12 protein-coding genes are annotated in these 13,389 nt (G+C 70.6%); all 12 read left to right on the top strand.

The features are described from left to right. The first annotated feature begins 5 nt into the window (after nt 1–5). The 12 genes from IMZ11_RS06220 (at nt 6) to IMZ11_RS06165 (ending at nt 13,351) form a co-directional block, all read left to right on the top strand. Nucleotides 6–1,520 (top strand): class I adenylate-forming enzyme family protein, encoded by a 1,515-nt coding sequence (locus IMZ11_RS06220; RefSeq protein WP_228638376.1) that lies wholly within the window; start codon nt 6–8, stop codon nt 1,518–1,520. A gap of 101 nt (nt 1,521–1,621) precedes the next feature. Further along, nucleotides 1,622–2,392 carry an SDR family NAD(P)-dependent oxidoreductase gene (locus IMZ11_RS06215; protein ID WP_228638374.1) on the top strand — a complete coding sequence of 257 codons (771 nt, stop codon included), beginning with the start codon at nt 1,622–1,624 and terminating at the stop codon, nt 2,390–2,392. 261 nt (nt 2,393–2,653) lie between these two features. Then, nucleotides 2,654–3,883: a CaiB/BaiF CoA-transferase family protein gene (locus IMZ11_RS06210; RefSeq protein WP_228638372.1), complete on the top strand. Its 1,230-nt coding sequence runs from the start codon at nt 2,654–2,656 to the stop codon at nt 3,881–3,883. Then, on the top strand, nt 3,880–4,716 hold the full coding sequence (locus tag IMZ11_RS06205; RefSeq protein WP_228638370.1) for an NAD(P)-dependent oxidoreductase: 837 nt from the start codon (nt 3,880–3,882) through the stop codon (nt 4,714–4,716). The genes IMZ11_RS06210 and IMZ11_RS06205 overlap by 4 nt, the downstream gene beginning before the upstream one ends. Then, nucleotides 4,713–5,594 (top strand): NAD(P)-dependent oxidoreductase, encoded by an 882-nt coding sequence (locus IMZ11_RS06200; RefSeq protein ID WP_228638368.1) that lies wholly within the window; start codon nt 4,713–4,715, stop codon nt 5,592–5,594. Before IMZ11_RS06205 ends, IMZ11_RS06200 begins: the two co-directional genes overlap by 4 nt. A gap of 29 nt (nt 5,595–5,623) precedes the next feature. Next, nucleotides 5,624–7,090: an aldehyde dehydrogenase family protein gene (locus IMZ11_RS06195; RefSeq protein ID WP_228638366.1), complete on the top strand. Its 1,467-nt coding sequence runs from the start codon at nt 5,624–5,626 to the stop codon at nt 7,088–7,090. Between the two features lie 36 nt (nt 7,091–7,126). Then, complete coding sequence (locus tag IMZ11_RS06190; RefSeq protein ID WP_228638364.1) at nt 7,127–7,987, top strand: mycofactocin-coupled SDR family oxidoreductase; 861 nt, start codon at nt 7,127–7,129, stop codon at nt 7,985–7,987. A gap of 138 nt (nt 7,988–8,125) precedes the next feature. Beyond that, entirely contained in the window at nt 8,126–8,317 is a 192-nt protein-coding gene (locus IMZ11_RS06185; RefSeq protein WP_061252681.1) for a ferredoxin, read from the top strand. A gap of 33 nt (nt 8,318–8,350) precedes the next feature. Then, nucleotides 8,351–9,724 (top strand): cytochrome P450, encoded by a 1,374-nt coding sequence (locus tag IMZ11_RS46100; RefSeq protein WP_228638361.1) that lies wholly within the window; start codon nt 8,351–8,353, stop codon nt 9,722–9,724. 87 nt (nt 9,725–9,811) lie between these two features. After that, nucleotides 9,812–10,141, top strand: coding sequence for a ferredoxin (fdxA, locus tag IMZ11_RS06175; protein WP_228638359.1), 330 nt, complete (start codon nt 9,812–9,814; stop codon nt 10,139–10,141). Continuing rightward, nucleotides 10,138–11,826, top strand: a complete 1,689-nt coding sequence (locus tag IMZ11_RS06170) for an OB-fold domain-containing protein (RefSeq protein ID WP_228638357.1) — start codon at nt 10,138–10,140, stop codon at nt 11,824–11,826. The genes fdxA and IMZ11_RS06170 overlap by 4 nt, the downstream gene beginning before the upstream one ends. A gap of 58 nt (nt 11,827–11,884) precedes the next feature. Then, entirely contained in the window at nt 11,885–13,351 is a 1,467-nt protein-coding gene (locus IMZ11_RS06165; protein WP_228638355.1) for an NAD-dependent succinate-semialdehyde dehydrogenase, read from the top strand. Nucleotides 13,352–13,389: the final 38 nt, after the last annotated feature.

The raw sequence follows: 13,389 nt of genomic DNA, 5'->3' as shown, positions 1-13,389 counted from the left end.
CTGCGATGAATCTCGCGATGATCCTCGACATGGTGGCCGACGGCATGCCCGACCGTGTCCTCATCGGGGACCGCGCCACCGGTCTCACCGGCGCGGACCTGCGCACCCGGGCACTGGCCGGAGCCGGCCATCTGGCCGCCGTCGGCGCGCGACGCCTGGTTTACCTGGGCGCGAACGGCCGGGCGTTCCCGGTCGCGCTGTTCGCCGCCACTCTCGCCGGGGTGCCGTTCCTGCCGGTCAACTACCGGCTGGGCCATGAGCAACTCGCCGACGTGATGGTCCGCCAGGAGTCCCCGCTCGTCGTGACCGACACACCCGAGCGCGTGCCGGGCGCGGCGACCGTCGGCATCGAGGAGTTCCTGGCGCTCCCCGCGGTCTCCGTCTCGTCCGACGCGGAATCGTCGGACGCGGCGGCCACGACCGACCCCGACTCCGTCGCCGTGCTGCTCATGACGAGTGGCACGACCGCCGCGCCGAAGAGCGCCGTGCTTCGCCATCGGAACCTCACCGCGTACCTGTTCGGATCCGTCGAGTTCGGCTCGGTGCCCGACACGGACGCGACGCTGGTCAGCGTTCCCCCCTACCACATCGCGGCGGTGGCGAACGCCCTGTCGAACCTCTACAGCGGGCGGCGGATCGTCTACCTGGACCAGTTCACTCCCGGGGAGTGGCTGGCCACCGTGGAAAGCCAGCAGATCACGCACGCCATGGTCGTGCCCACGATGCTCGCCCGGATCGTGACCGAACTGCGGTCCCGGGGAGCGCGGGGACCCGGCTGCCTGAAGTCTCTCTCCTACGGAGGCGCGAAGATCGCGTCCGAGGTCATCGAGGAGGCTCTCGGGCTGTTCCCGGACACCGGGTTCGTCAACGCGTACGGGCTGACGGAGACCGCTTCGTCGATCGCGGTGCTCGGCCCCGACGACCACAGGGCCGCCGCCGCCAGTTCCGATCCGACGGTGCGGGCGCGACTGGGCTCCGTTGGGCGTGCGCTGCCGTCCGTGGAGATCGAGGTGCAGGACGAGCAGGGTCTCGCGTGCCCCGCCGGCGTCGCCGGAGACATCGTCGTACGCGGCCCGCAGGTGGCAGGGGAGTACCTCGAAGCCGGCAGCAGGGTGCGCGAGGACGGCTGGTTCCCCACCAGAGACTGCGGTTACCTGGACGAGGAGGGCTATCTCTTCGTTCGCGGCAGGACCGACGACACGATCATCCGCGGCGGCGAGAACATCGCGCCCGCCGAGATCGAGGACGTGCTCGCCGGTCACCCCGCCGTCCTGGAGTGCGTCGTCGCCGGTGTGCCGGACGTTGAGTGGGGCCAGCGGATCGGCGCGTTCGTCATCGTCCGTCCCGGAGCCGCCGTCGACGCCGAGGAACTGCGGACCTGGGCGCGGGAGCGGCTCCGCGGCTCGAAGACCCCCGACCACGTCCTCTTCGTCGACGAGTTCCCGACGAACCCCACCGGCAAGGTCCTGCGCCGGGACCTCGTCGCACTCGTGCGCGAGGACGAGGCTCTCACCGCGTAGCGGTCCCCTCTCACCCGGGGCATAAGACGCCCCAGCCTTCCGGCGTCCTTGCCCGGACGCCCTTCATCGGGGCGCATGCCCTGGATCACAAGGAGGATGAAATGCATCTCGACGGTACGTCGGCGTTGGTCGTGGGTGGCGCGGGTGGCTTCGGCGAGGCGACCGTGCGGCGGTTGGCCGAAGCCGGCGCCAAGGTACTGATCGCGGACCTGGCCGAGGACAAGGGCAAGGCGCTCGAGGCGGACCTCGGCGGTGACCGGGTGCGCTATCTGTCGACCGACGTGACCCGGGAGGACTCGGTGGCCGCGGCGGTGGCGGCGGCCCGCGAGTTGGGCACGCTCCGGGTGGGAGTCGTCGTCCACGGCGGTCCGGCCGCGGCCCGCCGCATCGTCAACCGCGACGGCGAGTTCTACCCGCTCGAGACGTTCCGGCGCACCATGGATGTGTTCCTGGGCGGTACATACAACGTGCTGAGTCAGACGGCGGCCGCCATGACCCGGAACGAGCCGCTGGACTCCGGCCAGCGCGGGGTCGTCATCATGACGGCCTCGATCGCCGGTTTCGAGGGCCAGGTCGGGCAGACGGACTACGCCGCGGCCAAGGGCGGCGTCATCAGCCTGACCCTCACCGCCGCCCGCGACCTGGCGCCGACGGGGGTGCGGGTCATGACGATCGCGCCCGGCACCTTCTTCACTCCCGCCTTCCAGATGAGGGAGGAGGAGGCGCAGGCGAGGTGGGGGCACGGCGTGCCGAACCCCAAGCGCATGGGCCGGCCGGACGAGTACGCCAGGCTCGCCATGCACATCGTGGACAACGACTACCTCAACGGCGAGGTCGTCCGCATCGACGGAGCGTTGCGCTTCAACATCTGACCCGTGGCGGCGGTTCCCGCCGCGCTCCCGCTCGACGGCCTGCTCTGCCGTGCCCCGGGAACACCGCATCATTCGACACTCTTCGATTCTTGGCGGTTCCGGCAGGGTATTGCTGGCAAACACTTTGATGATTAGTGTTCTATCTAACTTTTCGGCCATGCCGGTGCCGGCACCGACGATCACCGGTTCCGAATGGCCCTCCGCCCCATGGAAACCGCTGGCTCCCCAGAGGCCAGTGTCAGGAAAACGAGGTCTCGTCCTGTGTTCAAACCGATGCAAGGCGTCCGGGTAGTCGAGGTCGCCCAGTTCACGTTCGTGCCCTCCGCCGGCGCCGTTCTGGCGGACTGGGGTGCCGATGTCATCAAGATCGAACACGCGGAGAAGGGGGACGCGCAGCGTGGCCTGGTCAAGGCCCTCGGGCAGGACGTGATCTCCAAGGGATCGAGCTTCGCGCCGATCATGGACGGACCCAACCGCGGCAAGCGGAGCATCGGTCTCTCCCTGGAGAAGCCCGAGGCCAAGCGCGTCCTGCGCGAGCTGATCCGCACTGCCGACGTCTTTCTGACGAACTTCCTGCCCAGCGCACGGACGAAGCTGGGCATCGACGTCGAGGACGTGCGGGCGATCAACCCGAACATCATCTACGCGGCCGGCACGAGCTTCGCGCACAGCGGCCCTGAGGCCGACAAGGGCGGATACGACGGCACGGCATTCTGGGCCCGCGCCGGCAGCTCCGACAGCGCCACCCCACCAAGCGCGTCCCACCTGGTTCAGCAGCCGACCGGTGCCTACGGCGACAACATCGGCGGGATGACCATCGCCGGCGGAATCGCGGGGGCCCTCTTCGCGCGGGAGCGCGGCCTCGGCGCGGCGACCGTGGACATCTCCCTGCTCGGCGTCGGCGCCTGGGCCACCCAGCTGAACGTGAACCTGGCCCTGATGGCGGGCGGGCCCCTGCCGAAGCACGACCCGGCGGCCGGCAACGTGAGCAATCCGCTGACCGGCATGTACCGGGCCGCGGACGACCGGTGGCTGTCCCTGGTCATGCTCCAGCCCGGACGCTACTGGCCGGAGTTCTGCGAGAAGGTCGGCCGTCCCGAGCTGGCCACCGACGAGCGTTTCGACTCGGCCGAGAAACTGATGGCCAACGCCGCGGAGGCGGCCCGCATCGTCGCGGAGGTCATCGCAAGCCGTACCAAGGACGAATGGGTCGCCGCCTTCGACGGCATGGAAGGCCAGTGGGCGGTCGTGCAGAACACCTACGAGGTCGGCCAGGACCCCGCCCTGCGGGCGATCGGCCTGATCTCCGACGTGGTCGACGCCGAGGGAGGGACCCGGCAGCTCGTCGCCAACCCGGTCCAGTTCAACCGGGAGGCGGCGCAGCTCAAGCGTGGCCCCCTGTTCGCCGAGCACACCGACGAGATCCTGCGCGAGCTGGGCTTCAGCGACGAGGAGCTGATCAACATCAAGATCACTGGCGCTGCCACATGAGCGGGGAAACCGTGCGGCGCGTCGGCTTCGTCGGTCTCGGCAGCCAGGGCGCGCCGATGGCCCACAGGATCATCGAGGCCGGCGTGCCGACCACGCTGTGGGCCCGCAGGCCGGAGACGCTCAAGCCCTTCGCCGGCACCCCGGCCGACACGGCCGGCTCGGCCGCCGAGCTGGGCGCGGCATGCGACCTCGCCTGTGTCTGCGTCCTCGACGACGACGGCGTCGAGCAGGTCGTCGCGGGGCCCGCGGGCCTGCTGGAGGGCATGCGGCCCGGCGGGGTGATCGCGGTGCACAGCACCGTGCACCCCGACACCTGCCGGCGGCTCGCCGTACAGGCCGCGGAACGGGGCGTCACCCTCATCGACGCCCCGGTCAGCGGCGGCGGACCGGCGGCCGAGAAGGGCAGCCTCCTCGTGATGATCGGCGGAGAGGACGCCGCGGTGGAGCGCAGCCGGCCGGTCTTCGAGACCTACGGCGATCCGGTGGTGCACCTGGGGCCGGTCGGCGCCGGGCAACGCGCGAAGCTCATCAACAACCTGCTGCTGGCGGCGAACCTCGGAGTCGCCGAGAGCGCGTTCGCGCTGGCCCGCGGGCTCGACATCGACCCGGCCCAGCTCTCCGTCGTGCTGGCGCACGGCTCCGGTTCGAGCTTCGCGGCGGGCATCATGCGACAGCCGGACTTCTCGCTGGCCTCGATGGCCGGCATCACCGGTCCGCTGCTGCAGAAGGACGCACGGATCGTGGTCGCCCTGGCCGAGGCGTCCGGAGTCGCGGCGGGAACCGTACTCGGAGCCGCGGACGCCGCCCTGGAGTCGATGGGATGCCCCCGATGAGCGCCGACGAGAAGGTGCGCGTCGGCTTCGCCGGCGCGGGCCGGATGGGCCGGCCGATGGTGCGGCGGCTGCTCGCGGCCGGGCACCCGGTCACGGTCCTGGAACTGTCGGAGGCCGCGCGCAAGGAGCTCGCCGCCGACGGCGCCGACGTCACCTCCGACGTACGGGACCTCGCCACCGTGGAGGTGGCCGCGGTGTGCGTGTTCACCGACGCGCAGGTGCGGGACGTCTGCCTCGACGGCGGGTTGCTGGACACCATGCCGCCGGGCTCGGTCCTGATCGTGCACACGACGTGCAGCCCGCTGACCATCGAGCTGCTCGGCGAGTACGCCGACCGGCGCGGGATCGCCGTGGTCGACGCGGGGATCAGCGGCGGTCCCCACGACATCGCGGCCGGGCGGCTCACCCTCTACCTGGGTGGGGAGGCGGACGCGGCGGACCGGGCACGTACCGTCCTCGCGGCCTACGGCGACCCGATCCTGCACCTCGGGCCCCGGGGCACCGGGCAGCGGGTCAAGCTCCTCAACAACGCGGTGTTCGCGGCGAACATCGGGATCGTCGCCCAGGCGGTGGCCGTGGCGGCGGAACTCGGTGTGCCGGAGGCGAGCCTGCTCCAGGGCCTGCGGCACGGCAGCGGGTCCAGCCGCGCGCTGGACGGTGTCGCCTCGGCCGGATCCGTGGCGGGGTTCACCGGGAACGTGGGGGAGTTCATCGGCAAGGACCTGGCCGTCGTCCGGCAGACCACGGCCGAGCTCGGCGTGGATCTCGGCGCACTCGGCGACGCGCACCGGGTCCTCGCGCACCTGCTCGAACCCGCGCGGGACCACTCGGGGGCCGAGTCGGCCGCCCGGCCCGACGCGGCCCCGGGGCCGCAGTAGTCACACCCCTACGAAAGGGAGTCCCCCTGATGGCCATTCCGAACGACCGCATGCTCATAGACGGCGAGCTCGTCGCCGCCGGCCGCGGTCGCACCTTCGACAACATCAACCCGGCGACCGAGGAAGCGGTCGGCGCCGTGCCGGACGCCGACGCGGCCGATGTGGAGCGCGCCATCGGCGCCGCCCGCCGGGCCTTCGACGGCACCGACTGGTCGACCAACGTCGAACTGCGGCGCCGCTGCCTCGTGCAACTGCGCGACGCGCTGCGCGCGAACGTCGAGACGCTGCGATCCCTGCTCGTGGCCGAGACCGGCTGCCCGGTGTCGTTGACGCCGGGGATCCAGCTGGAGCAGCCGATCTCCTACATCGACCACTACATCGACCTGCTGGAGCGCTACGAGTTCGAGCGGACGCTGCCCACCAAGAACATCATGGGCATGCCGACCGACCGGATCATCCGGCGCGAGGCCGCCGGCGTGGTCGCCGCCATCACCCCGTGGAACTACCCGTTCTACCTGAACATCTGCAAGGTGAGCGCCGCGCTGGCGGCCGGCTGCACGGTCATACTCAAGCCGGCTCCGGACACCCCGTGGAGCGCGCTCGCGCTGGGCGCGATCGCGGCCGAGCACACCGACATCCCGCCGGGCGTCCTCAACGTGGTCACCACGAGCGACAACAACGTCGCCCAGCTGCTGGCCACCCACGAGGACGTCGACGCCGTCACGCTCACCGGATCCACCGCCACCGGGCGCAAGGTCATGGCGGCGGCCGCCGACACGGTCAAGCGGGTGACGCTCGAACTGGGAGGAAAGTCCGCGGCGCTCCTGCTCGACGACGCTCCCCTGGAGGCCATCGTCCCGGGTCTGGCCGGCGGGGTGTGCTTCCACGCCGGCCAGGGGTGCACGCAGCTGACCCGCCTGCTGGTGCCGCGGCCCCGCCTGGACGAGGCGCTCGCCCTCGCCGTGGCCGCCATGAAGAACGTCTCCTGGGGTGACCCGACCGACCCCACCAACATCATGGGGCCGGTCGTCAACGCCGCGCAGCGCGACAAGGTGCTGAGCTACTACGAGTCCGCCGCGCGGGACGGGCGCGTCGTGCTCGGTGGCAAGCCCACCGACCGGTTCGAGCGCGGCTACTTCGTCGAGCCCACACTGATCACCGACGTGGACCCCAAGGCCGCCGTCGCGCAGGAGGAGATATTCGGGCCGGCGCTGGTGGTCCTGCCGTACGACGACGACGCCGACGGCGTCCGGATCGCCGACAGCACGATCTTCGGCCTGTCCACGGCGGTCTTCAGCGCCGATCAGGACCGGGCGATGGCCATGGCCCGCCGTTTCCGCACCGGAACGGTCAGCGTGAACGGGGGCCAGTGGTTCGACGTCGAGTCGCCGTTCGGCGGCTACAAGCAGAGCGGCCTCGGCCGCGAGTGGGGGACCGAGGGCCTGGAGGACTTCCTCGAGGTCAAGACCATCGCTTTTCTCGCGGCCGCCGGCTGAATCGGCGCTGACGACAACCAGGAAAGAGGTTCCATCATGGGTCGAGTAGAGGGCAAGGTCGCCTTCATCACCGGTGCCGCGCGCGGCCAGGGCCGCAGCCACGCGGTCCGGCTGGCCGAGGAAGGCGCCGACATCATCGCCGTCGACATCTGCCGCGACCTGCCGACGAACAAGTACTCGCTGGCCAGCTCGGACGACCTGAAGGAGACCGTCCGGCTGGTGGAGCAGCACGGCCGGCGGATCGTGGCGGTCGAGGCCGACGTGCGCGACCGGGCGCAGCTGGCCGCCGCGCTGGAGCAGGGCATCGCCGAGCTGGGCAGGCTCGACGTGGTGGTCGCCCAGGCCGGCATCATGCCGCTGGGCGGTGAGCCGGCGATGCAGGCGTGGACCGATGTGATCGACACCAACCTGCTCGGCGTCATCAACGCCATCCACGCGTCGATTCCGCACCTCACCGAGGGCGGCTCGATCATCGCGACCGGATCGGCGGCGGCGTTCATGACGGGCATCTCGGTCGCCCAGCCGGGAGTGGACCCCGGCGGCGCCGGCTACTCCTACGCCAAGCGGGCGCTGTCGGACTTCGTCCACGAGCTCGCGCGCAACCTCGCCCCGCGGATGATCCGGGCCAACGTCGTGCACCCGACGAACTGCAACACCGACATGCTCAACAGCGAGCCGATGTACCGGGCGTTCCGGCCGGACCTGGAGAACCCCACCCGTGAGGACGCGCTCCCGGCCTTCCCGGCCCAGCAGGCGATGCCCATCCCCTTCGTCGAGCCGCTCGACATCAGCAACGCGGTGGTCTACCTCGCCTCGGACGAGTCGCGTTACGTGACCGGTCTGCAGCTGCGGGTCGACGGCGGGTCGTACCTCAAGTTCCACGACTTCCACGTCTGATCCGGACGCGAAGGTCGCGTCGGCCCTCGGCCCGCCCTGGCCACGAGACCGTGTGAGCGGGTCTGCGGCCGAGGGCCGACAACGGGGTCCTCACCTCGAGTTCCACGACTTCCACCTCTGATCCACCAGGAGACTCCAGTGAAGGTTCGCGTCGATCCGCAGATCTGCCAGGGCCACACACTGTGCGCGATGATCGCGCCCGACCTCTTCGCCCTGCGGGATGAGGACGGCCACTCATATGCCATCAGCGAGGACGTGCCCGCCGGGAAGGAGGACCTGGCCAAGGAAGCCGCCAGGTCCTGCCCGGAGCAGGCGATCCAGCTGTTCTGACCCCCCACCGACCTCGGGCTGGAGAAGCACGCCGTGAGCACTGAAGAAACGCACGTTCCGGACGCGGAACGCAAGAAGGACACCATCAGCCTGGACCGGCACTCCCCCCGGTACCGCATCGATTTCGAGCAGCTGGCGGACGAGTTCCACGCGAAGTGTCCGGTCGCCTGGAACGAGACCCACGGGGGCTACTGGTTCGCCAGCGGCAACAAGGAGCTGTTCGACGTCGCCCGGCGAGCCGACGTGCTGTCCAACGACAACGACATCAGCGGCACCAAGCGGGGGTACGTCGGGATCAGCATCCCGCACGTTCGCGATCCGGAGCGGCGGACCCGGGGCGGCTTCCTGGAGATGGACCCGCCGGAGCAGCGCTACTACCGCCAGGCGCTGAACCCGTACCTGTCGCCGGCGGCGGTCGCACGGTGGAAGCCGGTGGTCGAGGAGCTGACCAGGGCGTGCCTCGACGAGGTCATCGAGACCGGCCGGATCGACTTCGTCGACGACCTCGCCAACGTCGTGCCCGCGGTGCTCACCCTGGCGATGCTCGGCATGCCGCTGAAGCACTGGGAGATCTACTGCGAGCCCACGCACGCCTCCGTTTACACCCCGCCGGACTCGCCGGACTACCCCCGGGTGCAGCAGCTCTCGCTGCAGATGGGCATGCACATGATGCAGACCATCCACGAGATCCGGGCCAACCCCCGCCCCGGCCTGATCAACGAGCTGGTCACCGTCGAGATCAACGGCTACCGGCCCGACGACATGGAGATCCTCGGCGTCGTCATGCTGCTCATCGGCGGCGGCTTCGACACCACGACCGCGCTGACCGCGCACTCCCTGGAGTGGCTGTCCGAGCACCCCGACCAGCGTGAGCGGCTCAGCCGGGAACGGGAGACGCTCCTCGACAGCGCGACCGAGGAATTCCTGCGCTTCTACACCCCGGCGGTGGGCGACGGACGCACGATCTCCCAGGACTGCGAGATCAACGGCACCCGGTTCAAGGAAGGGGAGCGGCTCTGGCTGTCCTGGGCGATGGCCAACCGGGACGAGAAGGTCTTCCCCGACCCGCACACCATCCACCTGGACCGGACCGGCAACCGGCACAGCAGCTTCGGGCTGGGCATCCACCGCTGCATCGGGTCGAACGTGGCGCGGGCCATCTTCAAGATCATGCTCACCGCGGTGCTGGACCGGATGCCGGACTACGTCTGCACCCCGGGTGGCGCGGTCCACTATGACACGACCGGCGTCATCAACGGCATGAAGAACCTGCCCGCGACCTTCACCCCGGGCAGGAGGCTGGGCGCCGGCCTCGCCGAGACGATCGACAGGATGCAGCGCATCTGCGACGAGCAGCGGCTCGCCGAGCCGGTCACCGTCCGCGCCGCGCGGGCGGAGCTCGACTGACCTCGACTGACCGCGAACTGATCGCGAACTGATCGCGAACTGACCGCGAGCGCTGCGTCTTCAGTCCTGAGAACCAAGGAGTGCGTGGTGGCCTACATAGTGGCCGAACCCTGCGTGGACGTCCTCGACCGCGCGTGCGTGGAGGAGTGCCCCGTCGACTGCATCTACCAGGGCGAGCGGATGGCGTACATCCAGCCCGACGAATGCGTCGACTGCGGGGCGTGCGAGCCGGTGTGCCCCGTCGGGGCCATCTACTTCGAGGAGGACCTCCCCGAGGAGTGGAGTTCCTTCACGAAGATCAACGCCGACTTCTTCGCCACGGCCGGCTCACCGGGCGGCGCGTCCGGCCTGGCGCCGGGCGGCCTGCCGGACCCCGAGCAGGTCACCCGGCTGGCGAGGCGGGAGGCCGGGCGATGAGCGCGCAGGGCCGGCCGCTGCCGTTCGTCACTCCCTGGAACAAGTTCTACTGGACCTCCGGCGCCGATGACCGGCTCCGGTTGCAGGAGTGCGAGTCCTGTTCGGCGCTCATCCACCCGCCGAAGCCGGTGTGTCCCTACTGCCGTGGCTCGCGACTCGGGGTCCGCGCGGTGTCCGGCTTCGCCACCCTGTTCGGGTTCACCGTCAGCCATCGGTTCCACCTGCCGGGGCTGCCCTCGCCGTACATCGTCGCCCAGGTGGCGGTCGAGGAGGACCCGCGCGTCCGGCTGACCACCCGCCTGGTGGACTGTGAGGAGGGCGATCTCCAGCTCGGAATGCGGATGGAGGTCACCTTCGAGCAGGTGGAGGACGTCTGGCTGCCCCTGTTCCGGCCCGCGGCCGAGCAGCCGGAGCCACCGGAACAGTACGCGCGGCCGGCTTCACTCCCGCCGGACGAGGTGCCGGCGGAGCGGGTCCGCACCCTGGTGCGGCCCGCTCCGCGCGGCCGGAAGTTCGAGGACGACGTCGTCCTGTCCGGCATCGGCCATTCGGCGATCGGCCGCAGGCTGATGGTCGACCCGCTCTCCCTGACCGTCGAGGCGTGCCAGGCGGCCGTGGCAGAGGCGGGCCTGACGATGGACGACATCGACGGGCTCTCGACGTACCCCGGAGGCGGGCTGGAGCACGGCATGGGGGAGGGCGGGATCACGGCGCTGGAGGCGGCGCTGCGCATCCGCCCGACCTGGTTCAACGGCGGCGGGGAGACGTTCGGTCCGGGCGGCTCGGTGATCGCGGCGATGCTGGCGGTCTCCGCGGGGCTGGCTCGGCACGTGCTGTGCTTCCGCACCGTCTGGCAGTCGACCCACGACCACCTGCTGCGCCAGGGCCTGCTGGGCGGGGGAGGATTCGGGCGGGTCGCCGGCGACATGGGATGGGGCATGCCGTTCGGGGCGACGTCGGCCGCGCACGTCCTCGCGCAGACCGCGCAGCGGCACTTCCACCGCTACGGGACCACCCGCGAGACGCTCGGCTGGATCGCACTCAACCAGCGGGCCAACGCGGCACTCAACCCCACGGCGGTCTACCGCGAGCCGCTGACGATGGACGACTACCTGAGCGCCCGGATGATCACCACGCCGTTCGGGCTGTACGACTGCGACGTCCCCTGTGACGCCGCGGTCGCCGTCGTCGTCTCCGCCGCGGAGACGGCCGGCGACCTACGGGTACGGCCGGTCCGGGTGGAGGCGGTCGGCACCCAGATCATCGAGCGGCTGGAGTGGGACCAGAGCACGTCGACGCACGAGCCCCAGGTCCTGGGACCGGCGGCGCATCTGTGGAGCCGCACGACGCTGCGACCCGGCGACGTGGACGTGGCCGAGCTCTACGACGGCTTCACGTTCAACTGTCTGTCCTGGATCGAGGCACTGGGCTTCTGCGGGATCGGCGAGGCCAAGGACTTCCTCGACGGCGGGAAGAACATCGCCAGGGACGGCGTGCTGCCGCTGAACACCCACGGAGGGCAGCTGTCGCACGGACGCACCCATGGCATGGGCCTCCTCCACGAGGCGGTCGTGCAGCTCCGCGGCGAGGGAGGGGCCCGGCAGGTCGAGGGCGCCCGCGTGGCCGTGGTGAGCAGCGGGGGCCTGACCCCCAGCGGGGTCATGCTGCTGCGGTCGGATGGCTGATCACACGACGGTGCCGCTTTCGAGCACCCCGGCAATTGACGATGTGAGGAACGCGTAGATGTCAAATGGAGCAGGTGTGCGGGACGGGGACACCCTGTTCATCGACGGCAAGTGGCAGCCGGCCGACGGCGGGCGTACCTTCGATGTCACCGATCCCAGCACCGGTGAGCTCATCGGCCAGGCGTCGGACGCCGGGGCCGCGGAGACCGACCGCGCGATCGCCGCGGCGAAGGAGGCCTTCGCTTCCTGGAGCAGGGAGACCGCCTACCGGCGGGCGGAAGTCCTGTGGGCCGCCCACGCATTGATGATGGAGCGGCTGGACGACCTCGCCGGGCTCATGACCCTCGAACAGGGCAAGCCGCTGAAGGCCGCCAAGAACGAGGTTCGCTACGCCGCCGACTTCCTCAGCTGGTTCGCCGAGGAGGCCAAGCGGGTCTACGGCGGCTCCATCCCCTCCGCGCGCCCGGACCAGCGGCTGTCCGTGCTGCGCCAGCCGGTGGGGGTGGTGGCGGGGATCACTCCGTGGAACTACCCCATCTCGATGATCACGCGGAAGGTCGCGCCTGCCGTGGCCGTCGGCTGCTCCATCGTGCTGAAGCCGGCAGAGCAGACGCCGCTGTGCGCGGTCGCCGTGTTCGAGCTGCTGGAGGAGGCGGGACTGCCGCCCGGGGTGGCGAACCTCGTCACCACCAGCCGGCCACGGGAGGTGGGGGACCGGCTGCTCGACTCGCCCGCTGTGCGGAAGCTCACCTTCACCGGCTCCACCGAGGTCGGAAAGGAGCTGACCGCCAGGGCGGCGGCGACGATGAAGCGGGTCTCGATGGAGCTGGGCGGGCACGCGCCGATGCTGGTCTTCGACGACGCGGATCCCGCCCACGCGGCCAAGGGGGCCGCCCTGGTGAAATTCCTCAACACCGGGCAGGCCTGCATCTGCCCCAACCGCATCTTCGTCCAGCGGTCCGTCCTCGACGCCTTCACCGACGAGCTGGTGGCCCGGGTCGGCGGGATGGTCGCCGGGCCCGGCGACCGGCCGGGGGTGAGCATCGGCCCGCTGGTCGACGACGCGGCGCTGGAGAAGGTGGCCGGACAGGTCGAGGATGCCGTGGCGAAGGGCGCGCGCCTGCTGGCCGGGGGGCGGCGGCTGACGGAGGGCGGCCTCGGCGCGGGCAGGTTCTACGCACCCACCGTCCTGGCCGACGTCGACGAATCCATGCGGATCTATCACGAGGAGACTTTCGGCCCGGTGGCGGCGATCATCCCGTTCGACGACGAGGACGAGGCCGTGCGGAAAGCCAACGACACCGAGTACGGCCTCGCGTCGTACGTGTACACCAACGACCTGGGGCGTGCCGTGCGCGTCTCCGAGGCGTTGCGGTTCGGCATCGTCGGGGTCAACGACATCAACCCCACGGCGGCCGCGGCGCCGTTCGGCGGCGTGGGGATCAGCGGGGTGGGCCGTGAGGGCGGAGCCCAGGGCATCGACGAGTACCTCGACGTGAAGCTCGTCGGGCTCGTCGTTCCATGATCAGGGCCTCGTCGTCCTGTGTGTCTGTACGGATGGAG

The organism is Microtetraspora sp. AC03309, assembly GCF_020826795.1.
Lineage (GTDB): Bacteria > Actinomycetota > Actinomycetes > Streptosporangiales > Streptosporangiaceae > Microtetraspora > Microtetraspora glauca.
Note: the sequence above shows the minus strand (reverse complement) of the source record. Positions and strands in the feature narration are given on the sequence as shown.

Coding starts and splice junctions, on each gene's coding strand:
- IMZ11_RS06220 (WP_228638376.1), top strand. CDS start 6: ATGAATCTCGCGATGATCCTCGACATGGTGGCCGACGGCATGCCCGAC.
- IMZ11_RS06215 (WP_228638374.1), top strand. CDS start 1,622: ATGCATCTCGACGGTACGTCGGCGTTGGTCGTGGGTGGCGCGGGTGGC.
- IMZ11_RS06205 (WP_228638370.1), top strand. CDS start 3,880: ATGAGCGGGGAAACCGTGCGGCGCGTCGGCTTCGTCGGTCTCGGCAGC.
- IMZ11_RS06200 (WP_228638368.1), top strand. CDS start 4,713: ATGAGCGCCGACGAGAAGGTGCGCGTCGGCTTCGCCGGCGCGGGCCGG.
- IMZ11_RS06195 (WP_228638366.1), top strand. CDS start 5,624: ATGGCCATTCCGAACGACCGCATGCTCATAGACGGCGAGCTCGTCGCC.
- IMZ11_RS06190 (WP_228638364.1), top strand. CDS start 7,127: ATGGGTCGAGTAGAGGGCAAGGTCGCCTTCATCACCGGTGCCGCGCGC.
- IMZ11_RS06170 (WP_228638357.1), top strand. CDS start 10,138: ATGAGCGCGCAGGGCCGGCCGCTGCCGTTCGTCACTCCCTGGAACAAG.
- IMZ11_RS06165 (WP_228638355.1), top strand. CDS start 11,885: ATGTCAAATGGAGCAGGTGTGCGGGACGGGGACACCCTGTTCATCGAC.